This is a genomic window from Mycobacterium shottsii (assembly GCF_010728525.1).
In the GTDB taxonomy this organism is placed as follows: domain Bacteria; phylum Actinomycetota; class Actinomycetes; order Mycobacteriales; family Mycobacteriaceae; genus Mycobacterium; species Mycobacterium marinum.
In genome coordinates this window covers 1,003,584-1,028,905 of the sequence record NZ_AP022572.1, presented here as the reverse complement: position 1 = coordinate 1,028,905, position 25,322 = coordinate 1,003,584, and the positions used below count along the sequence as shown (strand labels likewise).

General features: G+C 67.2%; 21 protein-coding genes, 1 tRNA gene and 3 pseudogenes. 13 read left to right on the top strand and 12 right to left on the bottom strand.

What is annotated here, in order from left to right; translation table 11 throughout:
• Positions 1–22: 22 nt before the first annotated feature.
• The 6 genes from G6N41_RS04850 to G6N41_RS04825 form a co-directional block, all read right to left on the bottom strand.
• A complete protein-coding gene (locus tag G6N41_RS04850; protein WP_198966755.1) occupies positions 23–1,393 on the bottom strand; it encodes a cytochrome P450 in 1,371 nt (456 codons plus the stop codon).
• A 39-nt stretch (positions 1,394–1,432) separates the two neighbouring features.
• Positions 1,433–1,744: a DUF4193 domain-containing protein gene (locus tag G6N41_RS04845; protein ID WP_198966754.1), complete on the bottom strand. Its 312-nt coding sequence runs from the start codon at positions 1,742–1,744 to the stop codon at positions 1,433–1,435.
• Between the two features lie 89 nt (positions 1,745–1,833).
• On the bottom strand, positions 1,834–2,088 hold the full coding sequence (locus G6N41_RS04840) for a hypothetical protein (protein ID WP_231608825.1): 255 nt from the start codon (positions 2,086–2,088) through the stop codon (positions 1,834–1,836).
• Positions 2,089–2,234: 146 nt separating this feature from the next.
• Complete coding sequence (locus G6N41_RS04835) at positions 2,235–2,834, bottom strand: PAS and ANTAR domain-containing protein (RefSeq protein WP_198966753.1); 600 nt, start codon at positions 2,832–2,834, stop codon at positions 2,235–2,237.
• A gap of 290 nt (positions 2,835–3,124) precedes the next feature.
• On the bottom strand, positions 3,125–3,634 hold the full coding sequence (locus tag G6N41_RS04830) for a DUF6328 family protein (RefSeq protein WP_198967722.1): 510 nt from the start codon (positions 3,632–3,634) through the stop codon (positions 3,125–3,127).
• 71 nt (positions 3,635–3,705) lie between these two features.
• Positions 3,706–4,074 carry an STAS domain-containing protein gene (locus G6N41_RS04825; RefSeq protein ID WP_012396695.1) on the bottom strand — a complete coding sequence of 123 codons (369 nt, stop codon included), beginning with the start codon at positions 4,072–4,074 and terminating at the stop codon, positions 3,706–3,708.
• A gap of 159 nt (positions 4,075–4,233) precedes the next feature.
• Here G6N41_RS04825 and G6N41_RS04820 point away from each other — a divergent pair, with 159 nt between their 5' ends.
• Entirely contained in the window at positions 4,234–5,130 is an 897-nt protein-coding gene (locus tag G6N41_RS04820) for an STAS domain-containing protein (protein WP_198967721.1), read from the top strand.
• 10 nt (positions 5,131–5,140) lie between these two features.
• On the opposite strand, the pseudogene G6N41_RS04815 reads toward G6N41_RS04820, so the two are convergent.
• Positions 5,141–6,014, bottom strand: a pseudogene (locus G6N41_RS04815) (IS5 family transposase).
• 81 nt (positions 6,015–6,095) lie between these two features.
• Between G6N41_RS04815 and G6N41_RS04810 the strand changes: the two are divergent.
• The 4 genes and pseudogenes from G6N41_RS04810 (at position 6,096) to G6N41_RS04795 (ending at position 9,729) form a co-directional block, all read left to right on the top strand.
• On the top strand, positions 6,096–6,485 hold the full coding sequence (locus tag G6N41_RS04810) for an STAS domain-containing protein (RefSeq protein ID WP_012396697.1): 390 nt from the start codon (positions 6,096–6,098) through the stop codon (positions 6,483–6,485).
• Positions 6,475–6,885 carry an anti-sigma regulatory factor gene (locus G6N41_RS04805; protein ID WP_198966752.1) on the top strand — a complete coding sequence of 137 codons (411 nt, stop codon included), beginning with the start codon at positions 6,475–6,477 and terminating at the stop codon, positions 6,883–6,885. The genes G6N41_RS04810 and G6N41_RS04805 overlap by 11 nt, the downstream gene beginning before the upstream one ends.
• Positions 6,878–7,504, top strand: coding sequence for a SpoIIE family protein phosphatase (locus tag G6N41_RS04800; protein WP_012396699.1), 627 nt, complete (start codon positions 6,878–6,880; stop codon positions 7,502–7,504). The genes G6N41_RS04805 and G6N41_RS04800 overlap by 8 nt, the downstream gene beginning before the upstream one ends.
• A pseudogene (locus G6N41_RS04795) lies at positions 7,501–9,729 on the top strand (SpoIIE family protein phosphatase). Before G6N41_RS04800 ends, G6N41_RS04795 begins: the two are co-directional and overlap by 4 nt.
• A gap of 19 nt (positions 9,730–9,748) precedes the next feature.
• Here G6N41_RS04795 and G6N41_RS04790 read toward each other — a convergent pair.
• The 3 genes from G6N41_RS04790 to selD form a co-directional block, all read right to left on the bottom strand.
• The gene (locus G6N41_RS04790) at positions 9,749–11,275 is read right to left on the bottom strand and encodes an HNH endonuclease signature motif containing protein (RefSeq protein ID WP_198966751.1); all 1,527 of its coding nucleotides are present in this window, start codon (positions 11,273–11,275) and stop codon (positions 9,749–9,751) included.
• A gap of 43 nt (positions 11,276–11,318) precedes the next feature.
• A complete protein-coding gene (locus tag G6N41_RS04785) occupies positions 11,319–11,873 on the bottom strand; it encodes a type 1 glutamine amidotransferase domain-containing protein (protein ID WP_198966750.1) in 555 nt (184 codons plus the stop codon).
• Positions 11,874–12,064: 191 nt separating this feature from the next.
• On the bottom strand, positions 12,065–13,081 hold the full coding sequence (gene selD / locus G6N41_RS04780) for a selenide, water dikinase SelD (protein ID WP_198966749.1): 1,017 nt from the start codon (positions 13,079–13,081) through the stop codon (positions 12,065–12,067).
• Positions 13,082–13,113: 32 nt separating this feature from the next.
• On the opposite strand from selD, the gene G6N41_RS04775 reads away from it, so the two are divergent.
• From G6N41_RS04775 to G6N41_RS04765, 3 genes are all read left to right on the top strand, one after another.
• Positions 13,114–13,208, top strand: a tRNA-Sec gene (locus G6N41_RS04775).
• 14 nt (positions 13,209–13,222) lie between these two features.
• Complete coding sequence (selA, locus tag G6N41_RS04770) at positions 13,223–14,524, top strand: L-seryl-tRNA(Sec) selenium transferase (protein ID WP_198966748.1); 1,302 nt, start codon at positions 13,223–13,225, stop codon at positions 14,522–14,524.
• Positions 14,512–16,227 carry a selenocysteine-specific translation elongation factor gene (locus G6N41_RS04765; RefSeq protein ID WP_198966747.1) on the top strand — a complete coding sequence of 572 codons (1,716 nt, stop codon included), beginning with the start codon at positions 14,512–14,514 and terminating at the stop codon, positions 16,225–16,227. The genes selA and G6N41_RS04765 overlap by 13 nt, the downstream gene beginning before the upstream one ends.
• Before the next feature lie 252 nt (positions 16,228–16,479).
• Here G6N41_RS04765 and G6N41_RS04760 read toward each other — a convergent pair.
• Positions 16,480–17,562 (bottom strand): annotated as a pseudogene (locus G6N41_RS04760) (MFS transporter); the annotation flags it as partial.
• A 152-nt stretch (positions 17,563–17,714) separates the two neighbouring features.
• Here G6N41_RS04760 and G6N41_RS04755 point away from each other — a divergent pair.
• The 4 genes from G6N41_RS04755 (at position 17,715) to nrfD (ending at position 23,497) form a co-directional block, all read left to right on the top strand.
• On the top strand, positions 17,715–18,365 hold the full coding sequence (locus G6N41_RS04755; RefSeq protein WP_198966746.1) for a TetR/AcrR family transcriptional regulator: 651 nt from the start codon (positions 17,715–17,717) through the stop codon (positions 18,363–18,365).
• 82 nt (positions 18,366–18,447) lie between these two features.
• Complete coding sequence (gene fdnG, locus G6N41_RS04750) at positions 18,448–21,642, top strand: formate dehydrogenase-N subunit alpha (RefSeq protein WP_198966745.1); 3,195 nt, start codon at positions 18,448–18,450, stop codon at positions 21,640–21,642.
• Complete coding sequence (locus G6N41_RS04745) at positions 21,639–22,529, top strand: 4Fe-4S dicluster domain-containing protein (RefSeq protein WP_198966744.1); 891 nt, start codon at positions 21,639–21,641, stop codon at positions 22,527–22,529. Before fdnG ends, G6N41_RS04745 begins: the two co-directional genes overlap by 4 nt.
• A complete protein-coding gene (nrfD, locus tag G6N41_RS04740; protein ID WP_198966743.1) occupies positions 22,526–23,497 on the top strand; it encodes an NrfD/PsrC family molybdoenzyme membrane anchor subunit in 972 nt (323 codons plus the stop codon). The genes G6N41_RS04745 and nrfD overlap by 4 nt, the downstream gene beginning before the upstream one ends.
• 10 nt (positions 23,498–23,507) lie before the next feature.
• Here the strand turns inward: nrfD and G6N41_RS04735 are convergent, their stop codons facing one another.
• Entirely contained in the window at positions 23,508–23,972 is a 465-nt protein-coding gene (locus G6N41_RS04735; RefSeq protein WP_198966742.1) for a GatB/YqeY domain-containing protein, read from the bottom strand.
• 117 nt (positions 23,973–24,089) lie between these two features.
• Here G6N41_RS04735 and G6N41_RS04730 point away from each other — a divergent pair, with 117 nt between their 5' ends.
• The gene (locus G6N41_RS04730; protein WP_198966741.1) at positions 24,090–25,316 is read left to right on the top strand and encodes a hypothetical protein; all 1,227 of its coding nucleotides are present in this window, start codon (positions 24,090–24,092) and stop codon (positions 25,314–25,316) included.
• Positions 25,317–25,322: the final 6 nt, after the last annotated feature.

Sequence of the window (25,322 nt, the reverse complement as noted above, 5' to 3'; positions counted from 1 at the left end):
CGGGGCCCGCGCTTGGAGGGTTCTAAACGGATTCTTGGAGCCGGGGCCGGAAGCGCACTCGGGTGCCGTGGCGGGGAGCCAGCATGATGGAGCGCCGCACGATGCGCTCGGGCGCCTCGTCGACGGCCGTGAACTGCCCCTCCCGCAACAACACGTGCAGCACGGTCACCAACTCCCGCATGGAAAAAGCGGCGCCCAGACAGCGTTTGGCGCCCCCGCCGAACGGAACCCAGGCATAGGTTTGCGGCCGCGTGCCCAGGAACCGCTCGGGACGAAACCGGTTCGGCTGCTCATACACGTCGGGGTTGCGGTTGATTGCGATCATGTGGACGACGATTCGGGTGCCGGGGTCGATGAGGTAGCCCCCGAGCCGGAACGGGCGCGCGGCAACGCGGGCCGTGAAAGGGGCTGGCGGCCGGACCCGCAGCGTCTCGTTGATCACCGCGGTGGTGAAGGTTTCCGTGCCGCCCTCGGCCTCCTCCTGGACGCGCCGCAGCGCATCGGGATAGTGTAGCAGCAGGTCGAAAACCCATGCCAGCGTCGTCGCGGTGGTTTCGTGGCCCGCCAGCATCAACGTGATGAGGTCGTCACGAATCTCTTGGTCAGACAGCTGTTCACCGTCATCGCCCCGGGCGCTGATCAGCAGCCCCAGGATGTCGCGCTGTTCGGTGCGGCCAAGGCCATTGCGCCGCTGCGCGATCAGCGGCATGACGACGTTCTCGATCTCCCGGTAGGCGCGCGCCCGCTGTGGCCATACCCGCAACGCTCCCGCTCGGCGCAGCGCATAGCGGACGGTCAGTTGCTCGGAAACCCCAAGGTCCAGGAGGCGTTCGAAAGGCCGGCCCAGCCGCCGCACCTCGTCGGGATCGTCGACACCAAAGATGACCTTGACGATCACATCCAACATCAGCGCCCGGGCCGCCCCAAGCAGCTCAAAGGGACGATCGACGGGCCAATCGCGCATCGCCGCGCGGGTGGACTCCTCGATGATCGGCACGTAACGGCCCAGCGCCGTGCCGTGCAGTGGCGGCGTCAGGAGCTTGCGCCGCCGCAGGTGTTCGGGCTCTTCCTGGACGAACATCGAACCCGCCCCGTAGATCGCCGCCGCGGGTCCCACTCCCTCGCCGCCCAGGAGCACGTCGGGCGGCGCGGTGAAGACTTCTTTGACCAGCGCCGGGTCCGAGACGATCGCCACGTCTCCCAGGCTGAGGATGGGCATCGTCATGATCGGCCCGTAGCGCCGGATCAATCGCAGCATTCGCCGCTCGCGACCAACCAGGTATGCGACCGCGTAGGCGGCCGCGAACACCGTACGCAAGCGGTGCGGGGCAGGTAGGCCGGGCGGTCGGCGCAGAGCCGGCGGTGTGCGCGCCGAGGGAGCGGATGCAGGCACCCTAACGACCCAACACGGCGCCTAACGCGGGGTCAAGAATCACACACAGTCGGCACAGATCGGGAGCTGACCGATCGAACTGCGCAACCGGCTGCGATGCTGCACCAAATAGCAGCACGAGCAGATGAACTCGTCGCTGCGTTGCGGAATCACCGCGACCGACAGTTCCTCGCCGGACAGATCCGCACCCGGGGGTTGGAAGACGGGCGCCGCATTGGGGTCGTCGTCGACGGCATCGATGGTCGCGGTCGACGACCTCGGCAGAGCGGGTGCCAGCTCGCGCAGGCCGGACGGATCGGCGGCGTCGGGATCAGGTATGCGGCGGGCATCGTAATCGCTGGCGGTCGGCATCGGCGGTCCTTCCTGCAGAGTGACCGGGCTACACACCGGATGTGATTACCCGTGGCACATGCAGTACCCCGATCAGCCGCGGGCCACACCTAGGCGCGTACGCGCGCCGGAATGCGGCGGCTGCGCGACGCCGCAGCCAGCCCGAGCCAGGGGGCCACAATCGCAACGCCGAGCGTTGTGGACGCGATCCCCACTTGCCCGATTCCCAACGCGATCAGGCCGATCACCAGACCGATCACCCAAACACCTGCCGCAATCAAGCCCGACACGCTCGTGCCGGTCTCGCCGGGGGCCGGCTCCAGCCGGTCATCAACCCGCACGACGCTATTCCCGGTGCAAATCATGCTCACTCCCAGCACGGACGATCAAACGCGGACCATGGGCAGCGCACATCGACGGGCAGCTTATATATCCTATGGACACTATTGCCACATAGTCCAATCTGAGACTGGTCTATACGCCGGCTGTGATGTCGCTGAACTGCAACAGGTTAACCATGCCCGTTGCGGGCGGCGCACAACAGTTCCCCGACCGTGTCCGCGGCCTCGTTGAGCAGCGCGTTTCGCCCGTCGGGGTCGCCGACGACACGCTCGGCCAACAGCCGCAGCTTGGTGTTGGATTTCTGAGACCACTTGGCCAGCACCTGGAAAGCGGACTCGGCATCCAGCCGGTACTCATGCATCAGCATCCCGATGGCCTGATTGATGACCGCCCTTCGGGCGTTGACCGCGGTGACCGCTTGGGTCAACCGCTTTTGCATGTCGACCTCATATTGTTCGGTGATGTCGACATAGAACCCGGCAGTGCCGGCCAGCGACCCGTGACCGTCATAGAGCGGATTCGCCAGCGCCACGACGATGTGTACGACGCCACCCGTATCGATAATGCGAAACCGATTGCTGCATGGCTTTCCATAACGGCACACCTGGTCTACCAGTTCAGCGACGACCGCTTTGTCATCGGGATGTTTGTGCGCAACCAGTAGATCGGCGGTCGGCCTGACCCGACCCGGCTCATAGCCGTGCATCCGAGCCAGCTCATCTGACCATTCCCAGCGATCATCACGAGCGATGTAGCGGAAGCGCCCCACCCTTGACCAGCGATTCCACCGTAACGACGTACCCGCGCGAACAGGCTCAATCCATTCCGGAGCACGCCATCAGCGGCCCACATCGCTGGACTGCTGCGCCCTCCGCACTTTTCATTCCGGCCCCGCCGGCGTCTGCGCCCCAGATGGTCGCTCCCCCTTCTCCATTCGGCCAGCCAATCCCCAAACTGGCCGTTCCCCGGATCTTGCCCTTGCTTCTTCTATTCCCCCTGAGACCGGTAGCTCTACCGGAAATTACCCACCAAGACGACAACTCACACGCAACGAAACGATCAGTAGTCGGGAAGCTGCACGTCACGGGTGCGCAGCAGCAGCGGGACCAGCACCCAGAAGAGCGCAAAAAGTACCAGTGCGCACGACCCGGCGATGATGGCCGCGGTACGTCCGGACACCGCACCGAAGATGAGGGCGGTAACCCCGGTCAAAGCCAGCCCCAGCAGGACCAACCCGGCGTAGGCGCAGCGATGTGCCGCCGAAACCAGCACCACAAGACGGTGTCGCCGGAACAGTAACCGGTGCACGCCTACCGGGGCGACCAACAAGATCGTCGCGCCCACCGAGAACGCCACCGTCGCCAAATACACCGTGTGTAGCCCCAGAACCTCGAAGCGCTGCTGGAACGGCAGCATCAGCAGGAACCCGGTCAGCAGCTGAACCCCGGTCTGCACCACCCGCAGCTCCTGCAGCAGGCTGGTCCAGTTGCGGTCGAGCCGTTCCAGTTCGGTTTCCCGCCGCCGACGGTAATCCCAGCGTTGATCTCGTTCCGGATGATCGACATCCATGTTCGTGATCATCGCACCTGAGGGAACCCTCGGTGCCCGAAAACGCAAGTAGCCGAAGCGAAAAGCAGGCGCTAGCGGTTGAGCTTGCCGTCCCGCACGCCGGTCAATGCGTCATCGAGGGCGGGGTAGAGCGGGAAAGTCTTGTCCAGACCGGTCAGGTGAATCGGCCGCCTGGTCGCGGGCCCCTGTGCGACTACGCCGAACTCGGCCGCAGTGCCGAGCTTCTCGTAGGTCGCGGCCAGGATCTTCAGCCCCACCGAGCCGAGGAACTCCACCCCGGAAAGGTCGATGACCAGCGCAGTCGGGCTGTCGGCAACGACAGCGCCGATGGCTTCTTCGAGGGCCGGAGCAGTAACCAAATCAATTTCGCCGCCGATACTGAGCACGGTGACTCCATCGTGATCGGTGACCACGGCGGTGATCGAATCGGGAGCTGACAATGGCGGTCCTTTGTCCGAGCCTTCGGTGTGCTGCAAGCCTAACCTGCCTCACAAACTGCGAGAAGAAGAAGACCTCAACGCGTTCCACAGCGGCCTCCAGGCTAGTCTCGCCATATGACCAGCGCCCTGCGGAGCGCGGCGCGGCACTTGGGAGGCCAAATGTCAGATTCGCCGTCCGTCTTCAGCAGCAGCATCAGTACCAGCTCTGGGCCGATCGGCGTGTCTAGCGAAGGTTTGCTGCCGCAGCTGGTCGAGCATCTGCGGCAAAATCGAACCGCGTTGCGCGAGAAGTGGGCCCGCAGCATCACCGAGGCGCGGCTGCTCACGGCGATGACGCCGGACGAGATCTTTTCCGAAGCGACCGCGGTGTACGACAACTACGTCGAGGTGCTCGAGACCGGAAGCGTCGAGGCGTTGCAGGCCTACGCACGTGATCTCTCCGAACGCATCATTCCCAGGGGCGTGGAAACCGATGAGGTCGTCGGCATCGTCCTGTTGCTGCGCGACGTGCTGGCCCGCTCCCTGTTCGAGAAGTATCAGACGGACTTCGAGATGCTCAGCCGAGTTCTGGACGCTTACGAACCGGCGGCCAACCGCATCGCCAACACCGTCGCGGTGAGCTTCGTGCAGGAGCGTGAGCGCATCATCCGGCAGCAGCAGGAGGCGATCCGGGAGCTGTCCACGGCCGTGCTGCAGGTGCGCGAGCAACTGCTGATTCTGCCGATCATCGGAGTGCTGGACAGTCAGCGCGCCCGACAGGTCACCGAGCAACTGCTGCGGGCCATCCGGGCCAACCGCGCCAAGGTCGTGGTCATCGACGTGACCGGGGTGCCCGCCATCGACTCGACGGTGGCCAACCACCTGGTCCAAACCGTCGACGCATCCGGATTGATGGGCGCGAACGTGATCATCACCGGCTTGTCCTCCGAGATCGCACTGACGCTGGTGACAATCGGGCTCGACCTTTCGAAGATGAATGCCGTGGGCGATTTACAAGGGGGTATAGAGGAAGCCGAGCGGCTGCTGGGCTACGCAGTCACTCGCACCGGCGACTAGGTCCTGTCTGCTAATTGCGGACGCGGTGGTAGGTGATGATGGCGGCCAGGGTGACACCGCCGAGGTAGGTCAGGGCGTATTTGTCGTAGCAGGTGGCGACCGCGCGCCAGTGTTTGAGCCGGTTGAAGCTTCGCTCGACGGTGTTGCGGTGCTTGTAGATTCGGCCTGAGAACCCCGGAGGCCGTCCTCTGTTGCGGCCTTTGGCTTTGCGGCGGGTGATCTGGTCGCTGCGCTCGGGGATGGTATGGGCGATCTTGAGCCGGCGCAGCTGTGCCCGCGTCGAATCATGGGAGTACGCCTTGTCCGCCAGCAGGCGAAACGGGGCGTATGAGTTGCTGCACCGGGCGGCCAGCAATGGCCAAAGCATCGGATTATCACCGGCTTGACCGGCCGACAGTGCCAGGGTGACCGGACTGCACAGCTGGTCGGTCAAGGCGTGGATCTTGGTAGTCAGCCCGCCGCGGGAACGCCCAATAGCGTGGTCATCGGGCTCATCGAGATATTTCTTGTAATTCGACAGATCCCCCTGTGCGGCGCCCGGAGCGCGCTCCGGCTGCGTGTCGGTGGGCGCGCACACTGGTCGAATCGACCGACAACAGTGCGCCCAGGTCGGCGTCCTCGGCGTCGAGGTCAGAGGCGATCGCCGCGAAGATCCGCGCGTAGATGCCATCGACCGACCAGCGTAGATGCCTCTCGGCCACCGATTGCCAGGGACCGAAGTGCTCGGGCAGGTCACACCACGGAGATCCCGTACGGTAACGCCAGATAATGCCCTCCAGAGTACGTCGATGATCGTTCCACGGCCGGCCACGCCGCCGCCCCGCAGGCAACACCGCCACGATCAGCGACCACAAATCATCAGAAATCGCATGCGTCCGCATCACCCAAACAGCATCAGCCAAAACACCATTCACATTAAGCAGACACGCCCTAGTCCGCACAGGTCGAGCCATCGAGGGTTTGTCATGCCAGTACCGATCTTGAAACAGGGTCCGATTCTGATCGCGACGGTTCAGTCCGCACTGACCGACAGCGACACCGAACGCCTCCGGCATGACCTCATGGAGCGGGTCAGCCGCTTTCGCGCCCAGGGCATTGTGGTCGACGTGACCGCCATCGACGTGATGGATTCGTTCGCGGCGCGTTCGTTGCAGACCATCGCCCACATGACCCGATTGCGTGGTGCTACCACCGTGATCGTGGGCCTGCAGCCAGAAGTCGCATTTTCAATGGTCCAATTGGGCCTGACCTTCGACGACATGAAAACCGCCCTGGACCTCGAAGAGGGTGTGGCGCTGCTGAACAAGCAACTGGGACTACGGAAGTCGACGATCGGGCCCGACGGTGGCGGATGAGATCGTGGTCGGGATCAACCATCCCGACGACATCGTCACCGCCCGAAAAGCCGGTCATCAACTCGCCCTCGAGCTCGGATTCTCGCTGACCGACGTCACCATGATCGCCACCGCGATCTCCGAAATCGCGCGCAATATCACCAGCTATGCCGGTCGCGGCGCGGTTCGGGTGGCCGTGCAGGACCGGGAGGGCCGCAAGGCCCTGGTGGTGCGCGCCGAAGACGACGGTCCCGGCATCGCTGACATCGAGCGCGCGATGGAGGACGGCTACTCGACCGGGCGCGGGCTGGGCATGGGCTTGCCGGGAGCGCGGCGCCTGATGGACCGGTTGGTCGTGGAGTCTGTGGTAGGCCGCGGAACGATCGTCGAGATGTGGAAATGGGTTCCGCCTCGTGCGTGATAGTGGCCGATTCGGGCCAATCGAGTGGGCGACGGCCGGTCGCCCGCGGCCCGGTGAGCACGCTCTCGGCGACCAGCCGATCGCCGTCGAGACCGAGGACGACTCCGCACTCTTCGGGGTGATGGACGGGCTGGGGCACGGCCCGGCCGCCGAAAGCGCCGCGTTGCGGGCCGTCGAGGTGGTCAAGAATGCGCGCGGCGAACGTCTCGAGGTGTTGATCCAGCTCTGTCATCGGGTCCTGACCGGCAGCAGGGGGGTCGCGATGACCCTGGCCAGGATTGATCTGCCCACCGGCAAACTGGTGTGGACGGGGGTGGGAAATGTCAGCGCCAACCTGGTAGCCAAGGCGGTAAGCGGCGTGCAGGTCCGATCCAGCGTGCGACTGACCCCCGGCATTGTCGGCTACCGGATCCCGGAGATCACCCCAGCAAAAATGGTTCCCATGCGCGCGGGCGATCTACTGGTCATAGCCAGCGACGGCGTCGCCGAGGACTACCTGGATCACATCGATTTTGCGGCGTCCGCCCCGGTGATCGCCGAACAGATTCTGGTCAAGCACGCCAAAGAGAACGACGACGCCCTTGTCCTCGCCGCACGCCACCGGGGCGTATCGACATGACCGAGACCGGAGACTTCGGCGCCGTCGATGCGTTCCAGACCCAGTACGCCGACGCGCTGCGCGCGTATCTGGATACCCGCGACGAGAACAGTCTGGCCGTCGGGCATGAGTTCGGCCGCCGGGCACTGCAGGAACAGATCAGCATTCTCGACATCATCGAGAACCACTTCCGGCTGCTCGACGAAATCTCGCCGAACCCTGGGTCCGACCGGTCGGTCGCGCTGGAGTTCTTGCTGCAGACATTGGCCGCGCTGGACGTTGCGACGCGCGGATTTCTAGACGGCACCAAACGCTACGAGGAGCAGCGGGCCCGCGCCGAGGATCTCGCGCACCGCGACAAGTTCCGCAGCGCCCTGGTGAACTCGTTGCAGGAAGGGTTCTTCGTCGCCGATGACGAGGGTGCCGTGATCGACATGAACAGCGCCTTTGCCGAGATCCTGGGCTATCCCCCCGAGGGTTTGCCCTACCGGTGGCCACACCCGTGGCTGGTGGACCGCAAATCCGCGGCACAACAGCAAGAGCGAGTTCGGCATGAGGGCAGCGCCGACTACGAGACGCCGGTTCGCCATCAGGATGGCCATCTGTCCTGGGTTGCGGTGAGTATCAACGCGGTTCGCGGATCGGGCTCAGACCGAGACGTCTACGTCGGCACCGTTCGCGATATCACCGCTGAACGCGCCTTCGCCGCCTGGGAAAGCGCGGTGCTGCGATTGGCTACCTCGGTGAGCGTGGCCAAGAGCGTTTCCGAGGTGCTCTCGATCACTCTCGAAGAGTGCCGTACCGCGGTCGATGTGCAACGTGTGGTCGCGGTGATGTGGCCACCAAGTGACGGCGAACCTACCGTGCAGGTCGCCGGGGAGCCGGCGGAATCGTCCTGGCGTGCCCTGGATCCGCAGCTGCGCGAGACGTTCCTGGGCGCCCGTGCCCAACTGCCGCTGACCGCCAGACCGATCGAGTGGCCAGACTCCCCGGGCAGGGCACAGGGGCTGGTCGCGGTGCTCTCCGGCACCGCGGACGTCGCCTTATGGCTGGAACTTGGGGCACCGCGCTGGGTGACCGCCGAGGATCGGCTGCTGGTCACGGTCCTGGTGGGTCACCTCAGCCTGGCCATCGGGCACGTCCGGCAGTTCGAGAGTGCCCGGGAAACATCGTTGACATTGTAGCGGGCCATGCTGCCGCCGGTGAAACCGCCGCCCGGCTTTGCGGTGCGCTATGAGCCCGCGGTCCCGCCGCTCGAGATCGGCGGTGACTGGTATGACGTATTGCCGATCGGTGAGCACCGCATCGGAATTGTCGTTGGCGACTGCGTGGGGCGCGGTTTGCCGGCCGCCGCGATCATGGGCCAGCTGCGCAGTTCGGCGCGCGCACTCTTGCTCACCGGTGCACAACCGGCGCTATTGCTCGAACAACTCGATGCGGCGGCATCGCTGATTCCCGATGCCTATTGCACGACGGTGTTCCTGGCCATCCTGGACACCGAATCGGGCATCCTCGAATACAGCAATGCCGGCCATATGCCCGCGGTGCTCGCCGAGCCGAAGTCTGGGCCCGTCCTGCTGACCGATGCCCGGTCAGTGCCGCTGGCGGTCCGTCGAGTGGAGCCCAGACCCGAAGCGACTCAGGTGTTGCCGCCAGGGTCGACGCTGCTGCTGTTTACCGACGGCTTGGTCGAGCGCAGGTACGAGTCGATTGACGAGGGGCTGGGCCGGGTGGCCGATGTGGTGGCCGACTCCGTGATGCTGCCGATCGATGCCGTCGCCGACGCGGTGCTGAGTCAACTGGCCCCCACCGGGGGCTATGACGACGATGTCGCGATGGTGGCCTATCGGTACCAGCACGGGCCGCTGCGGATTGAAACCAGTGCTACCCCAGACCAATTGGTCATTGTTCGGCGCCAGTTGCTGTCGTGGCTGCAGGCCGCCGAAGTTCCCGACGAGCAGGCGGGTGACATTGTGCTGGTGGTCAGCGAGGCGTGCACCAACTGCATCGAGCACGCCTATCGCGGGCAGAGCGTGGGGACGATGCTGCTCGACGTTGAAGCCGCCGACGGGGCAATTCACGCCCGGGTCGTCGACTCCGGTTCCTGGAAGAAGCCCGCGGCCGACCCGGGCAACGGCGGTCGAGGCATGACGCTGATCAGGGCCATCAGCGATGAAGTGGAAATCGACAACAGTCCGGGCGGCACCGCCATCGACATGACATTTCGGTTGCCCGCGGAGGACTGACGCACCGCAGCCGGGGGTCTCAGAATGGCGGTGGATGGGACTGGGGCTCGGGCTGCGGCGGCGTCGGCGGCGCGGCGGATTTGGCTTGCCCGCCCGGCTGGGTGCTGCGGCCGTGGTGGTTCTGACGACGTTCGGTGGCGACGCGGCGGGCGCGGTCTTGTGCCCGGGTGCGCTGACGTCGAGGCATCATCGCACTGCGCTGGTCGCAGTAGTCCGATGGTGGGTCGGCCTCCGCTGCCGGCAGTCCGCCGGTGGAACGGCACAGGCTGGGGAATAGCAGGGCGCTACCCGGGGTGGTGACGTAGGTGTGTCCGGCCGGCGAGGTGAGGATCAGGGTTCCGTCGGGCAGTTGCTGGTCATGCCAGCCCCAAAAGGTCTTGACCAGATGGTGGGTGCGGCAGTAGCACTTCAGGTTCGAGGCGTGAGTGGGCCCGCCCTGCGCGTACGGGATCGTGTGGTCCAGATCGCAGTTCAGCGCGGGCTGGTCGCAGCCGGGCCAACGGCAGGTCAGATCCCGGCACCGCACGAAGTCCGCCAACGCCTTCGAGGGCACATATCCCGGTTCCGGCGGGACATCGCCGGGGTGACGCAGCGGCACCAGCTTGGCCGACTTCGCCAGCTCGGCAACCAATTCCGGAGTGACAAGTCCGTCAGCCCCCACCTCCCAGGCCGGAGCCCCGCCGTCGCAGTCGAGCGTGGCCAGTTCGGCGATCACATGGATCACCACCGACTGGGCAGCGGGCCGGGCACCGGCCGCACAGTCCGGGAGCCCGCAGCGACACCCCAACCGGTCTCCACCGGCGGCCAGCACCCCGAGCGCATCCGCGCGCCGCTGTTCCCGGCTGCGGGGATCCTGCGCGCACACCGTGGCCGCCAGCGCCGACAGCCGCCGGTCCAAGGCGTGCGCGTCGATGGTGAACATGCTGCCGTCGATGCGGGAGATTCCATCCGCGTCCTGCCCTATCCAGATCTCCCGGTCGGCGTGGCGTTCCTTACGGCGGCGCACCGCATCGGCATCGGCGCGGGCCACGATGGCGTCGACCTGTTCGGACAGACGGGCATTCGTCATCGATGGCCACCGCCCCACGTTGAGGGCCACCAGCTCATCCACGGCGGCCATCACCTGCGGGTCAACGATCAGATCGGTGCGGAACACGATGGTCTGAAACGCCCGCAGGTCGATCTGACCCGCCGCGAATACCGCGCCGGTCTTGGGCAGCCGCTCACGCAGGGCCCGGGCATAGCGCAGCCGGCTGGCCGCCAAGCCCTGACTGATCCGCAGCCCCGCGGCCACCTCCGCCGCCACGGCCTCCATGGTGTCGACCGCCCAGTCCTCGGTCTCCGAACACCGCGACAGCCGGTAGGCGAACAATTGCCCGATCTCGATCAGCTGCGCGGCCGCGGCGCGGTTCTCGGCCCGCGCGGCCGCACCGATCCGCTGCACCCAACCCGCCGACTCCGCCGTCGGGGTGCGCAACTGGCGCCGCTCGGCGAGCGCATCGCAGGGGTGGTCAACGCCCGTGGCCGCCCCCATCGATTCGAACATACATTCGATATTAGCTGGAGGCTCTGACACTCGCACACCCAATTCAGCGGCATGCCCCGGCTGCGAATTGCTTGACGATCGCCGCGCAGAACACCGGTAGATCCGCCGGTGAGCGGCTGGTCATCAGATTGCCGTCGACCACGACCTCTTCGTCGACCACGTTGGAACCCGCATTGCGCAGGTCGGTGTGAATACTCGGATATGAGGTGATCGTTCGCCCTCCGACCACACCGGCCTCCACCAGCATCACGGGACCGTGACAGATTGCCGCAACAGGCTTTCCGGACTCCACAAAGGCGCGGACGGAATCGACCGCAGCTTTGTCCATCCGAAGCTTGTCCGGGTTCACCGCTCCGCCCGGTAGCACCAAACCGTCGAATTCGACGACCGACGCGGCCTGCACCGGACGGTCAACCGCGAATCTGCCGGCCGGTTCGAGATCGTGGTCACGGGCCTGGATGTCACCTTCTTGCAGCGACAGCACCTCGACCCGCGCGCCTTCTTGCAGCAGGGCGGCGCGCGGTTGCTCGAGTTCGACTTTCTCGACTCCGTCGGCGGCCAGCATGGCAATACTCTTGCCGTTCAATTCGTCGGACATATGTGAATACTCCTTCATAGGTCATGGCCTTGCCCTGGTTGTCAGCCCGAGGCCGCCCGTAATGCGTGCAGCAACGGTTGGCGAGAAGTGGCCGCTGCAGACCAAGACGTCAAGACCGCACTGTTTCGGCCGAAACCACATATCGGGTTACCCAGGTCGGCACCGGGCAAACTAGCGTCAGACGCGCAAACTCAGAGCACCACGATGGTGTGGCCGGCACGGCGGGCGACCAGCTCCCCGATGACGGGTGCACCGGGGATTTCCCCCGCGATCAGGAGCCCACCGGAGGTCTGCGCGTCGGCGAGCAGCAACGCCTCGGACTCATCGACCGCGGACAGGTCAACGTGTGGGCCCACCCACTCGAGGTTGCGGCGCGTGCCGCCGCTGACGTATCCGGCGGCCAGCGCCTGGCGCGCCCCGTCCAGGTAGGGCACCGCGGTCGAGTCGATCACTGCGGTGACCCCGCTCGCCCGCGCCAGCTTGTGCAGATGCCCGAGCAACCCGAAACCCGTAATGTCAGTTGCACATTCGACACCGGCGGCCACCGCGGCGGCGGTGTCGTCGGCGTTGAGGGTGGTCATTGCGTCGATGGCTTGCGCAAAGCGCTCCCCGGTGGCCTTGTGCCGACTGTTCAGCACCCCGATTCCGAGTGGCTTGGTCAGCGAAAGCGGAGTGCCTGGCCTACCGAAGTCGTTGCGCAACAGACGATTCGGGTCTGCAATCCCGGTCACGGCAAGCCCGTACTTGGGTTCCGGGTCATCGACACTGTGCCCACCGGCAAGATGGCAACCCGCGCTGGCGCAGACGTCGCGCCCACCGCGCAGTGTGTCGGTCGCCAACTCGAAGGGCAGCACATCGCGCGGCCATCCCAACAGGTTCAGCGCTACCACCGGCCGTCCGCCCATCGCGTACACGTCCGAAAGCGCTTTGGTGGCAGCGATTCGGCCCCAATCGTAGGGATCGTCGACGACCGGGGTGAAGAAGTCGGTGGTGGCGATCAGCGCGGTTCCCTCGGCAATCAGCACCGCGGCCGCGTCGTCACCACTTTCCAGCCCGACCAATAGCTGGCCGACCGGATCACGTGGCGCGGCGGCACCCAGGCCCCGAACCACCTCCTCCAACTCGCCGGGCGGAATCTTGCAGGCGCACCCGCCGCCATGGGCGTACTGAGTCAGTCGGTAAGTCCCTTGGTCAGTCACCATTCCCATAATCGTCGCCCATAATTGTCGCTATGGCCCAGGGAGGCGTCTCCGGTCTGGTGACCGGCGCGGTCTTCAAAACCGTCGAGCGACAGCTGCTGCCGTTGGCGGGTTCGATTCCCGTCCGCCTCCGCCACCGCGCCGATCGCCATGGGTGACGGCAGCGACCGGCGCCGCGCGGTGCCGCGCACCGACGTGCTGCTCGCCCATCCCAAGCTGGCCGAGGCCCAGCGCACGCTCGGGCGCACCCTGGTGAAGTCGGTGATTGCACAGGCCCAGCAGCGCGCCCGCGCGGGCGAGATCGAGCCGGACCAAGTCGCCGAGCACGCGATCGACGCGCTTCCCGGCACGGCATCGAGCTTGCGGCCGGTCATCAACGCCACCGGCGTCGTGGTCCACACGAACCTCGGGCGAGCGCCGCTATCGCGGACCGCACTGGACGCGGTGGTGACCGCCGGCCGGGCCACCGACGTCGAGTTCGATCTGGCCACCGGCCGGCGTGCCCGCCGCGGCCGCAGCGCGCTGGCCGCTTTGGCCCGCGCGGTGCCCAGCGCGGCGGGCGTGCACGTGGTGAACAACAACGCCGCCGCCCTGCTGCTGACCGCCCTAACCCTGGCGGCCCCGGGCAAGGAGATCGTGCTCAGCCGCGGCGAGCTGGTCGAAATCGGTGACGGCTTCCGCATCCCGGAACTGCTGGCGTCCACGGGTTCGCGGCTGCGTGAGGTCGGCACCACCAACCGCACCAGCCTGCGCGACTATGCCGAGGCGATCGGCCCGGACACCGGGTTTGTGCTCAAGGTTCATCCGTCCAACTTCCACGTCACCGGGTTCACCTCGGCGGTCGGCGTCGGCGAACTCGCGCAGCTGGACGCCCCGCTGGTGGCCGACATCGGGTCAGGGCTGTTGGCGCCACATCCACTGCTGCCCGACGAGCCGGACGCGACAACAATGCTGCGCGACGGCGCCAACCTGGTCACCGCCAGCGGTGACAAATTGCTCGGCGGCCCACAGGCCGGCCTGCTGTTCGGCGATGCCGACCTGATCGAACGGCTACGCCGTCATCCGGCGGCGCGGGCCCTGCGAGTGGACAAACTCACGCTCGCGGCCCTGGAAGCCACCGTGGTGGGCCCGCCGACGCCGGTCGCCCAAGCGCTGGGCGCCGACCTGACAGAGCTGCGCGCGCGGGCCCAGCGGATCACCGCGCAGCTGCCCCAGAGCGTGGGGGCGACGGCGGTGGACTGCATCGCGGCCGTCGGCGGAGGTGGGGCCCCCGGTGTCGAGTTGCCCAGCGCCGGGCTGAGCCTGCCCGAGTCCTATGCGGCGACATTGCGCACCGGTAGCCCGCCGGTCGTCGGCCGCCTCGAGGCCGGCCGGTGCCTGCTGGATCTGCGTACCGTGGCTCCCGAGGAGGACGAGCTGCTGTTGACAGCGGTGCGGGCGTGTTTGTCATAGCCACCGCCGGGCACGTCGACCACGGTAAGTCGACGTTGGTGCACCGGCTCACCGGCATGTGGCCGGACCGGCTGGCCGAGGAACAGCGCCGTCGGCTGACCATCGATCTGGGCTTTGCCTGGACCGAGCTGGATGGGCGCCAGCTGGCCTTCGTCGACGTACCGGGCCATGAACGATTCGTCACCAACATGCTCGCCGGCTCGGGGGCGATGCCGCCGGATAGCCCGGTCTTGTTCGTGGTGGCCGCCACCGAGGGCTGGATGCCGCAGTCCGAGGAGCATCTGGCCGCCCTCGATGCGCTGCGGGTTCGGCACGCGCTGCTGGTCATCAGCAAGGCCGATCTGGCCGACCCCGGTCCGGCCATCCGAGCGGCATCCGAACGGTTCGCCACCACATCGATGGCTGACCCATTTGTCGCGCTGGGCACCGAGCTGGACCAGGTGCGCACCAAACTGCTCGCGCTCAACGATCGGCTCCCCGAACCCGACCGAGACGCCGATGTGCGGCTGTGGGTCGATCGCGCCTTCACTGTCCGCGGTGCGGGCACGGTGGTCACCGGGACGCTGAGCGCCGGCACCATCCGGGTGGGCGACGAACTCGAACACGCCGGACAGCGCGTCACCGTCCGCGGCCTGCAATCGCTGGGCCGCGATCACACCGAGGTCGCGGCGGTGGCCCGGGTCGCGCTGAACCTGCGAGGCGTCGATCGCCGGCACATCGCTCGCGGCGATACCGTGCGCACTCCGGGGGCCTGGCTGGACACCACCGAGATCGACGTGTCCCTGCGGTGCGCGGTCAAGCTGCACCGTGAGCTGGTGGCGCACCTCGGCTCGGCGGCGGTGCCGGTGTACGTGCGTGCGCTGGGAGCCAAAGCGGCACGGTTGCGGCTAAGCCGGCCGCTGCCGTTGCGGGTCGGCGACATCGGACTGCTGCGCGACCCCGGGCAACATCGGATCGCGGCCGGAATCGAGGTCCTCGACGTCGCCCCGCCCAGCCTGCGCCGGCGCGGTGCGGCGCGCGAGCGGGCCCGGGAACTGGCGGGCGGGCGGATCCGGCCGCCACAGTGTGCGCGGGCCGCGGTGCTGCGCGCGATGCGGCTGCCGCTCGCCGGATTGCGGGTGGGCGATTGGCTGGTCGATCCGCAGTGGTGGGCCGCCAGACGCGAACACGCCGCGGCAACGGTCACCCACTGGGCCGCCGACCACGATGTCGCGGCGGGGATGCCATTGGAAAGGCTGCGCCAGCAAGTGGGGCTACCCGCCGCCGAGCTGGTTCCCCCGCTGTTGGTGGGAACCGGGCTGGACGTGGCCGACGGGCTGGTGCGACCGCCCGGCGCGGGCCTGCCAGCGCGGGTCGACGCGGCGGTGCGCACCCTCGAAGGACGGCTGGCCGCCGAACAGTTTCGCGCCCCGGAAGCCGACGAATTGGGTGAGCTGAGGCTCGGAGCGCGTGAGCTGGCCGCGGCGGTACGCGCCGGCCGGCTGACCCGGGTCGCCGACGCGATCGTGCTCGGTCCGGACGCGTTCGAGCGGGCGGCCGAGATCCTCGCGACACTGCCCCAGCGGTTCACGGTGAGCCAGGCGCGCCGGGTCCTGGGAACCACCCGCCGGGTCGCGGTGCCGTTGCTGGAACAGCTCGACGCGCTTGGGATCACTCGCCGCGGTGAAGCCGGCACGCGCACGTTGCTGACCACGCCAGGCTGAGCGGGACCGCCGGTGGCGGCCGGGCCGGTGGGGCCGGCGCAGCAGCGCGGCCACCGCGATCGCGGTGGCAACGATGGTCAGGGCGGCGCCGGTCAGGGAGACGTGCAGGCCGGTGCAGAACGCCGAGACGGCCCCGGCGGTGGGGAGATGATTGCGATACGTCGCGGTCAGCAGGCTGCCCAGCACGGCAATACCCAGCGCGCCGCCGAGCTCACGAGCCAAGTCGTTGACGGCCGAGCCGACGTTTTGCAGACGCGAGGGCAGCGCGCCGGTGATCGCGGTCGTGGCCGGAGGCATCGCCAGCCCCAGCCCGGCCCCCAGCGGGATCAATCCGCTGGCGATGTGCCAGTAGGGGTCGGCGCTGTCGAGGTGCGCCAGCACCATCAGCCCGTCCGCCACGATGAGCAGGCCGGCGACCCAGGGAAGGCGGATGCCGAATCTTTCCGTCAGGTAGAGGCTGAGCCGGGAACTGGGAATCATCCCGATCGGCATGGCCAACAGGCCCAGCGCGGCGGTCAGCGCGCTGTAGTGACGAACCGATTGCAGGTACTGCATGATCACGAACAGAAAGCCGAACAGCGCGAAGAACTGCAGGGTGATCGAGAGCGAGCCGGCCGCAAAGCGTCTGTTGGTGAACAGCCGCGGGTCGAGCAACGGGTAGCGGCGCCCCATCTCGATGACGACGAAACCGGCCAGGATGAGCAGGCCCAGCGCGATACCGCCGACCGTGACCTGATCGGTCCAGCCGTACGCCGGAGCCTCGATCACCGCGTAAACCAGCACCGCGATGCCCGCGGCCGCCAGCACCGCGCCAACCACGTCAAGCGGCGCCGGATCGCGCTCGGCCGACTCCGGTACAAAGAGCAGCGTGCCGGTCAGCGCCACCGCGGCCAGCAACACGTTCAGCCAAAAAATCGACTGCCAGGACCACCACTGCAACAACAGATCCGAGGCGAGCAAGCCCACCACCCCGCTGGCACCGGCGACGGCTGTCCAGATGCTGACCGCAGCGGCGCGCCGCTGCGCCGGAAAGCTGCTGGTGATGGTCGACAGCGTGGCGGGCATGATCAGCGCGGCGCCGACTCCCAGCAAGGCACGCAGCCCGGCCAGCGCGGTGGGGTCGGTGGTCAGGGTGGCCACCCCGGATCCGGCGCCGAACACAACCAGGCCGACCAGCAGCGCCAACCGTCTGCCGTAGCGGTCCCCCACCGCGCCGGCGGGCAGCAGCAGGGATGCGAACACCAGGCTGTAGGCGTCCACAATCCAAGCCTGCTGGGTCTGGTCGGCATGGGTCTGCCGGGCGATATCGGGCAGCGCTACATTCAGCGAGGCCATCGCCGCGACCACCGTTCCCAAGGCCAGGCAGGTGACGGCCAAGACCAGACCCTGATGCCTGGGCCTGCGAACCAGCGGGGTCTGCGGCGGGGTTGGCAACGTGGTGAGCATCCGCCCACCGTGACCCGCGCGCCGGTAATATTTCAACGGTGATGAATTACTCGAGGGTCAGGGGGCGCAGGGCCGGGAAGCCCGATACGCGGGCCAAGATCCTCGAGGTCGCGCGGCGACGTTTCCTGGAAGGCGGCTACCAGGGGGTGAAGCTGCGGTCGGTGGCGGCCGAGGCCGGCGTCGACTTCGCGTTGATCAGCTACTACTTCGGGTCGAAACGGGGGCTCGTCGGCGAGACTCTTGCCTTGTCGGCAAACCCCGCCGATGTGCTCGATCAGGCGGTCGCCAAAGGCGACCCGGCGACATTTCCCCAGCGTGTCCTGGCCGGGCTGCTGGCGTTGTGGGAAGACCCGGCCAGCGGCGCATCGCTGCGGGCGTTGGTGGCCGGCGCGGCCCACGATCCGGCGCTGGCAAACCGGGTGAAGGAAATGGTCGAGCGCAAGTTGATCGACAAGATCGCGGCACAGCTCGGCGGAACAGACGCGCGCAAACGCGCCTCGATGTTCTGCAGTCAGATTGCCGGTCTGATCGTGACCCGCTACATCCTGTGCCTGGAACCCGTCTGCTCGATGACCCACGATGAAATAATTCGCCAGTATGCCCCCTTGCTGCACCTTGCGTTGAGATCAACCACTGCGACCGCCCGCCATCCTGCGCCAAACACACTGTCCGGCAATACAACCGGACGATAGTTGGCAGCGCCGCCGAAGGTAGGCGACACCGGGCCCCATCGCGTAGTGTCAGCAGAGCCGGGGCGGGAGAAAGGTGGCGCTGATGAGCCGAAACAAGGACGTCGGCAAGTTGATCCAGTCCTGGCCGATCTACCGGCAGCTCACCGGCGCCGATCCGCTGGGGCGCGGCCAGGCCGCCCAGTCCAAACGGTCCGCGCAGCTGCAACCACGAACCGCATCCGCCGACGAGGTCGCGCATTCGGTATGCCCGTTCTGCGCGGTCGGCTGTGCGCAAAAGGTGTACGTCAAGGACGGAAAAGTCGTTCAGATCGAGGGCAATCCGGATAGCCCCATCAGCCGAGGACGGCTGTGCCCCAAGGGATCCGCCAGCAAGCAGCTCGTCACCGGTGCGCAACGGGAAACCACGGTGCGTTACCGGGCGCCGTACGCCACCGAGTGGCAAGACCTCGACCTCGAAACCGCCATGGACATGGTGGCCGACCGGGTGCTGGACGCCCGCAGCAAGGGCTGGCAGGACTTCGATGCCGACCGGCACACCCTGCGCCGCACCCTGGGAATCGCCAGCCTCGGTGGCGCCACCCTGGAGAACGAAGAGAACTACCTGATCAAGAAACTCTTCACCGCGCTGGGCGCACTGCAGATCGAGAACCAAGCCCGCATTTGACACAGCGCCACGGTTCCCGGTCTGGGAGCCTCCTTCGGTCGCGGCGGGGCGACGGACTACCAGCAAAACCTCGCCACCTCGGACTTCATCGTCATCATGGGTTCGAACATGGCCGAAGCCCATCCGGTGGGGTTCCAGTGGGTGATCGAAGCCAAGACACGCGGCGCCCAGGTCATCCAAATCGACCCGCGCTTCACTCGCACCAGCGCGGTCGCCGACCGGCACGTGCCGCTGCGCGCCGGCAGTGACATCGCGTTCCTCGGCGGGGTGATCAACTACATCCTGTCCAACGATCTGGACTTCCGCGAATACGTGACCGCCTATACCAACGCGCCGTTCCTGGTCGGCGAGGACTACTGCGACGCCGAGGATCTCGACGGTCTTTTCAGCGGTTACGACCGCGCCAGCGCCTCCTACGATCCGGCCACCTGGCGGTACCAACCGGGCGATCACGCCGATCCGACGCTGCAGCACCCGCGCTGCGTCTACCAGATCCTCAAGCGGCACTACGCCCGCTACACCCCCGAGATGGTCGAGCGGGTCTGCGGGGTGCCGGCGCAGAGTTTCCTACAGGTGGCCCGGGCCTGGACGGAAAACTCCGGCCGGGAGCGCACCACCGCACTGGTGTACAGCGTGGGGTGGACCCAGCACTCGATGGGCGCCCAGTTCATCCGCGCCGGGTCGATCATCCAGCTGCTGCTGGGCAACATCGGCCGGCCCGGCGGGGGCATATTCGCGCTGCGCGGACACGCGAGCATCCAGGGTTCCACGGATGTGCCGACCCTGTTCAACCTGCTGCCGGGCTACCTGGACATGCCCCATGCCGGCCAGGCCACCCTGTCGGACTACCTGGACAACATCAAGAGCCGAAACCAAAAGGGCTTCTGGCACAACGCCGATGCGTACATGGTGTCCCTGCTCAAGGAGTACTGGGGCGAGCACGCAACCGCCGACAACGACTACTGCTTCGACTACCTGCCCAGGATCAACGGCGACCACAGCACCTACCGCACCGTGATGGACATGATCGACGGCAAGGTGTTCGGCTATTTCCTGCTCGGCCAGAATCCGGCCGTCGGATCCGCCCACGGCCGCATGCAGCGGCTGGGAATGGCCAACCTGGACTGGCTGGTGGTGCGTGACCTGGTGATGATCGAAAGCGCCACCTTCTGGAAGGAGGCGCCGGAGGTGGAGACCGGTGAGATCTCGCCGCAGACCTGCCGCACCGAGGTGTTCTTCTTCCCGGCGGCCTCCCACGTCGAGAAGGCCGGCACCTTCACCCAGACCCAGCGGATGCTGCAGTGGCGGGAGAAGGCCGTCGATCCGCCCGGCGACACCCGCTCTGAGCTGTGGTTCTTCTACCATCTGGGCCGCAAGCTGCGCGAAAAGCTCTCCGGCTCAACCGATGAGCGCGACCGGCCACTGCTTCAGCTGGCCTGGGACTACGCCACCGAAGGTGACGAGCCGTCCGGTGAAGATGTGCTGCGCCACATGAACGGGATCGATCTGGGCACCGGCCGGACCATCGACGGCTACCCAAGCCTGAAGGCCGACGGCAGCACCGCCTGCGGTTGCTGGGTCTACTCCGGTGTCTACGCCGACGAGGTGAACCAGGCGGCGCGGCGCAAACCGCGCGACGAGCAGCGGCCCTATGAGAACGAGTGGGGTTGGACCTGGCCGTTGAACCGCCGGGTGCTCTACAACCGGGCATCCGCCGACCCGCAGGGCCGGCCGTGGAGCGAGCGTAAGAAGCTGGTGTGGTGGGATGCCGAGCTGGACGAGTGGACGGGCCACGATGTGCCCGATTTCGAAAAGCACAAGCCGCCGGACTACCGCCCACCCGAGGGTGCCGTCGGCGTCCAGGCGCTGCGCGGCGATGACGCCTTCGTCATGCAGGCCGACGGCAAGGGCTGGCTGTTCGCCCCCAGCGGCCTGGCCGACGGCCCGCTGCCGACGCACTACGAGCCGCACGAATCGCCGGTACGCAACGCGCTGTATGCCCAGCAAGGCAACCCGACGCGAATCGTGCTCGGGCGCAAGGACAACCCATCCAACCCTTCCCCACCGGAAGCACACGGCGAGGTGTTCCCGTTCGTCTTCACCGCGGCCCGGCTGACCGAGCACCACACCGCCGGGGGGATGAGCCGTCAGCTGCCCTACCTCACCGAGCTACAGCCCGCGCTGTTCATGGAGGTGTCACCGGAGTTGGCACGCATGCGCGGGCTGACCCATATGGACTGGGCGCACGTGATCACCAGCCGCACCGCGGTGGACGCCCGGGTGTTCGTCACCGACCGCATGCGTCCGCTGCGCATCGAAGACCACGTGGTGCAACAGGTTTGGATGCCATACCACTGGGGCTACACCGGGCTGGTCGAAGGTGACGTGGTCAACGATCTACTCGGGGTGGTCTTGGACCCCAACGTTTCCATCCAGGAGAGCAAGGTCGCCACCTGCGATGTCCAGCCCGGCCGGCGCCCCCGCGGACCGGCATTGCTGGACTACATCGCCGAATACCGCCGCCGGGCCGGGATTACCACGGAAAACGGCACGCATCTGGACACCACCCGCGACGACGGGATCGCGCACCCGGATCCGGAGGAAAGCCCATGAGCAGCAACAGCTTCTACGGCCCGCTCGATGATCCCGCCGGCGACGCCGGATACACCGACCATCCACCCCGAGTGGGATTCTTCACCGACACCTCGATTTGCATTGGTTGCAAGGCCTGCGAGGTGGCTTGCAAGGAATGGAACGAGGTTCCCGACGACGGCTTCAATCTGTTGGGGATGTCCTTCGACAACACCGGGATGCTGGGGGCCAGCACCTGGCGCCACGTCGCATTCATCGAACAGGCTCGCCCCCCGGTTGATCTCGGGGTTCCGAAGTTCGAGCGGCCCGGGCAGGCGAGCGGCCCGCAGGACCGCACCGATTTCCGCTGGTTGATGAGCTCGGATGTGTGCAAGCACTGCACCCACGCGGGTTGTCTGGACGTCTGCCCGACGGGCGCGTTGTTCCGCACCGAGTTCGGCACGGTCGTTGTGCGGCAAGACATTTGCAATGGATGCGGCTACTGCGTATCCGGCTGCCCTTATGGAGTCATCGAGCGGCGCGAGGGCGACGGACGGGCCTGGAAGTGCACGCTGTGCTACGACCGGCTACGCGACGGTCTGGAACCGGCATGCGCTAAGGCCTGCCCCACCAACTCGATTCAGTTCGGCCCACTAGAGGAACTGCGCGAGCGCGCCACACACCGCGTCGAGCAGCTACACGACCGCGGGGTGCCCGAAGCCCGGCTCTACGGCCATGACCCCAACGACGGGGTCGGCGGCAACGGCGCCTTCTTTCTGCTGCTCGACGAGCCGGAGGTCTACGGGTTACCCCCGGACCCGGTGGTGCCCACCCGGGACACGCCGGCGATGTGGCGCTACGCCGGAATGGCGGCGTCGGCCCTGGTTGCGATCGCCGTGTCGGCGTTCGCCGGGCGAGGGCGGCCATGACGGGCGGCCGGGGCAGCCGGGAGCAGCTCGCGGTGCCGCGGGCGCAATTCCGTTCCTACTACGGGCGCCCGGTACTCAAGACACCCGCCTGGGAGTGGAAGATCGCCGCCTACCTGTTCTCCGGAGGTCTGTCGGCGGGTTCGGCGCTGCTGGCCGCGGGAGCCGATCTCAACGGCCAACCGGCACTGCGCCGGGTGAGCAGGGTCGGTGCCCTGGCCAGCATCGCGGCCGGCTCCTACTTCCTGATCACCGATCTGGGCCGCCCACAACGGTTTCACCACATGCTGCGGGTGGCCAAGCCGAGTTCGCCGATGAGCGTGGGGACCTGGATCCTGGCCGCCTACGGGCCCGGCGCCGGGCTGGGCGGGGCCGCCGAGCTGATGCCGGCGCGGCTACGGCGCACCTGGCCCGGCGCGCTGCTGGCCCGGTTGGCCCGGCCCGCGGGCCTGTCGGCGGCCGCGGTGGCTCCCGGTGTCGCGTCCTATACCGCCGTGCTGCTGTCCCAGACGGCAGTCCCGGCCTGGCACGAAGCCCATCCGTACCTGCCCTTCGTCTTCACCGGCTCGGCCGCGGCCAGCGGCGGCGGATTGGGCATGCTGCTGGCACCGGTCGCCGAAGCCGCTCCGGCACGGCGGATGAGCGTCGCGGGTGCGGTGCTGGAGGTGGCGGCGTCGCGGCTGCTCGAGCGGCGGCTCGGCCTGGTCGGCGAGGCCTATACGACAGGGCCGGCGCACCGGACCCGCAAGTGGGCCGAATACCTGACCGTCGGCGGGGCGCTGGGCACGCTCGCCGCGGGCCGCAACCGCCTTGGCGCCGCGCTGTGCGGCCTGGCCCTGCTCACCGGCAGTGCGCTGCAGCGGTTCGGGGTGTTTGAGGCCGGGGTGGAATCCACCCGCGATCCCAAGTACGTGGTGGTGCCCCAGCGCGAGCGGGTCAACACCGGCCGGGCCGCGCGCGGCGGGAGTTGAGCCAGGCGCGCTACAGACGTTCTTTGACCGCGGTGGAGAGCCGGGCGCCGTCGGCCTTGCCCTCGGCGATCTCGGTGGCGACCTTCATGACCATCCCCATATGCTTCATGTGGGGCCGTTGTCCCAATTGCTCGGCCACCTGAGCGATGGCGGTGTCGACGACATCGGCCAATTCCGCCTCGGTGAGCGGAGTCGGCAGGTATTCGTCGATGATTCGTGCCTCGGCGTGCTCGTTGGCGGCCATCTCGCCACGCCCGTTCTGGGTATAGATCTCGGCGGCCTCACCGCGTTTGCGGGACTCGCGGGCCAGCACCTTGAGCACCTCGTCATCGGTGAGCTCTTTGGCCTGCTTGCCGGAGACTTCCTCGGTTTGAATCGCGGCCAGCACCATACGCAACGTCGCTGTACGCAACTTGTCCTGCGACTTCATCGCCTTGGTCAGATCCGACCGGAGCCGGGATTTGAGTTCCGCCATGGGAGAAACGCTACGCGCCAATGGGCGGGGCGCCCGACACTACATGCCTACATTGAGAATTACCCCAACCGCCGACAGGATGGAGCACATGACCATCGACGACAGCCGCTGCACCCGGTGAGCACGCTGCCGCCGCCGGGATATCCGGTCGAGCCGAATTCGGGATCTCCCGGGTACGAAGCAGCCGGCTACCCGCCATCGGGGTATGCCGACCCACCGCCGGCCTACGGACCACCACCCGGCTACGGGCCACCACCACCCGGCTACGGGCCACCACCACCCGGCTACGGGCCACCGCCTCCGGGCTACGGGCCACCGCCTCCGGGCTACGGGCCGCCCCCCGGTTACGGGCCGCCGCTGGTTCCCGGCGCCGTCAAACCCGGGATCATCCCGCTGCGCCCCTTGACGTTGAGCGACATCTTCAACGGCGCGGTCGGCTACATCCGGGCCAATCCGAAAGCGACGCTCGGCTTGACCGCCATCGTCGTGGTGGTCATGCAGGTCATCACATTGCTCGCCACGATCGGCCCGCTGGAAGCCGCCAGTCGCTTCGACACTCACCCGTCCGAGCAGAGTTGGGGCGTGGTGGGCGCGTGGACCGGCTCCGCGGCGGCCGGCCTGCTGGTGAGCTGGCTGGGTGGCATGCTGCTCAGCGGAATACTCACCGTCGTCGTCGGGCGGGCCGTATTCGGGTCGCCGATCACCATCAGCGAAGCCTGGGCCAGGGTTCGTGGGCGGATCCTGGCGCTGATCGGCCTGGCGCTGCTGGAAGGCGCCGGACTCGTTGCGCTCGCGGGCCTGGTGGTCGTCATCCTGGTCGGGGTGGCCGCCGCCGCCAACGGAGCGACCGCGGCACTGCTGGGCTTCCCGCTGGTGCTGCTGGTCGGGTTGCTGGTGGCCTACCTGTACACGGTGCTGATGTTCGCGCCCGTGCTGATCGCGCTGGAGAGGCTGCCGCTGGTCGACGCGATCACGAGATCGTTTGCGCTGGTAACCGGCGGCTTCTGGCGGGTTCTGGGCATCCGGCTGCTGACCGCGATCGTGGTCGGCCTGGTTGGTGGCGCGATCTCGGCGCCGTTTGGCATCGTCGGCGAGATACTGCTGGGGGCCACCGCGAGCGAGGGTTCCACCGGTATGTTTCTGGTGGGCATGACCCTGTCGTCCATCGGCTCGGCGATCAGCCAGATCATTACCGCGCCATTCACCGCCGGGGTTGTCGTGCTGCTTTACACCGACCGGCGGATGCGGGCCGAGGCATTCGATCTGGTTCTGCAAACCGGGGCCGCCGGCGGCCCCGCCGCCGTGGAGTCCACCGACAACCTCTGGCTCACCCGGCCGCTCTAATGGACT

Coding starts and splice junctions, on each gene's coding strand:
- G6N41_RS04735 (WP_198966742.1), bottom strand. CDS start 23,972: ATGGCGGAACTCAAATCCCGGCTCCGGTCGGATCTGACCAAGGCGATG.
- G6N41_RS04790 (WP_198966751.1), bottom strand. CDS start 11,275: ATGTTCGAATCGATGGGGGCGGCCACGGGCGTTGACCACCCCTGCGAT.
- nrfD (WP_198966743.1), top strand. CDS start 22,526: ATGACGGGCGGCCGGGGCAGCCGGGAGCAGCTCGCGGTGCCGCGGGCG.
- G6N41_RS04840 (WP_231608825.1), bottom strand. CDS start 2,088: ATGATTTGCACCGGGAATAGCGTCGTGCGGGTTGATGACCGGCTGGAG.
- G6N41_RS04830 (WP_198967722.1), bottom strand. CDS start 3,634: ATGGATGTCGATCATCCGGAACGAGATCAACGCTGGGATTACCGTCGG.
- selA (WP_198966748.1), top strand. CDS start 13,223: ATGGGTGACGGCAGCGACCGGCGCCGCGCGGTGCCGCGCACCGACGTG.
- G6N41_RS04785 (WP_198966750.1), bottom strand. CDS start 11,873: ATGTCCGACGAATTGAACGGCAAGAGTATTGCCATGCTGGCCGCCGAC.
- G6N41_RS04845 (WP_198966754.1), bottom strand. CDS start 1,744: ATGCCGACCGCCAGCGATTACGATGCCCGCCGCATACCTGATCCCGAC.
- selD (WP_198966749.1), bottom strand. CDS start 13,081: ATGGGAATGGTGACTGACCAAGGGACTTACCGACTGACTCAGTACGCC.
- G6N41_RS04820 (WP_198967721.1), top strand. CDS start 4,234: ATGTCAGATTCGCCGTCCGTCTTCAGCAGCAGCATCAGTACCAGCTCT.
- G6N41_RS04745 (WP_198966744.1), top strand. CDS start 21,639: ATGAGCAGCAACAGCTTCTACGGCCCGCTCGATGATCCCGCCGGCGAC.
- G6N41_RS04810 (WP_012396697.1), top strand. CDS start 6,096: ATGCCAGTACCGATCTTGAAACAGGGTCCGATTCTGATCGCGACGGTT.
- G6N41_RS04755 (WP_198966746.1), top strand. CDS start 17,715: ATGAATTACTCGAGGGTCAGGGGGCGCAGGGCCGGGAAGCCCGATACG.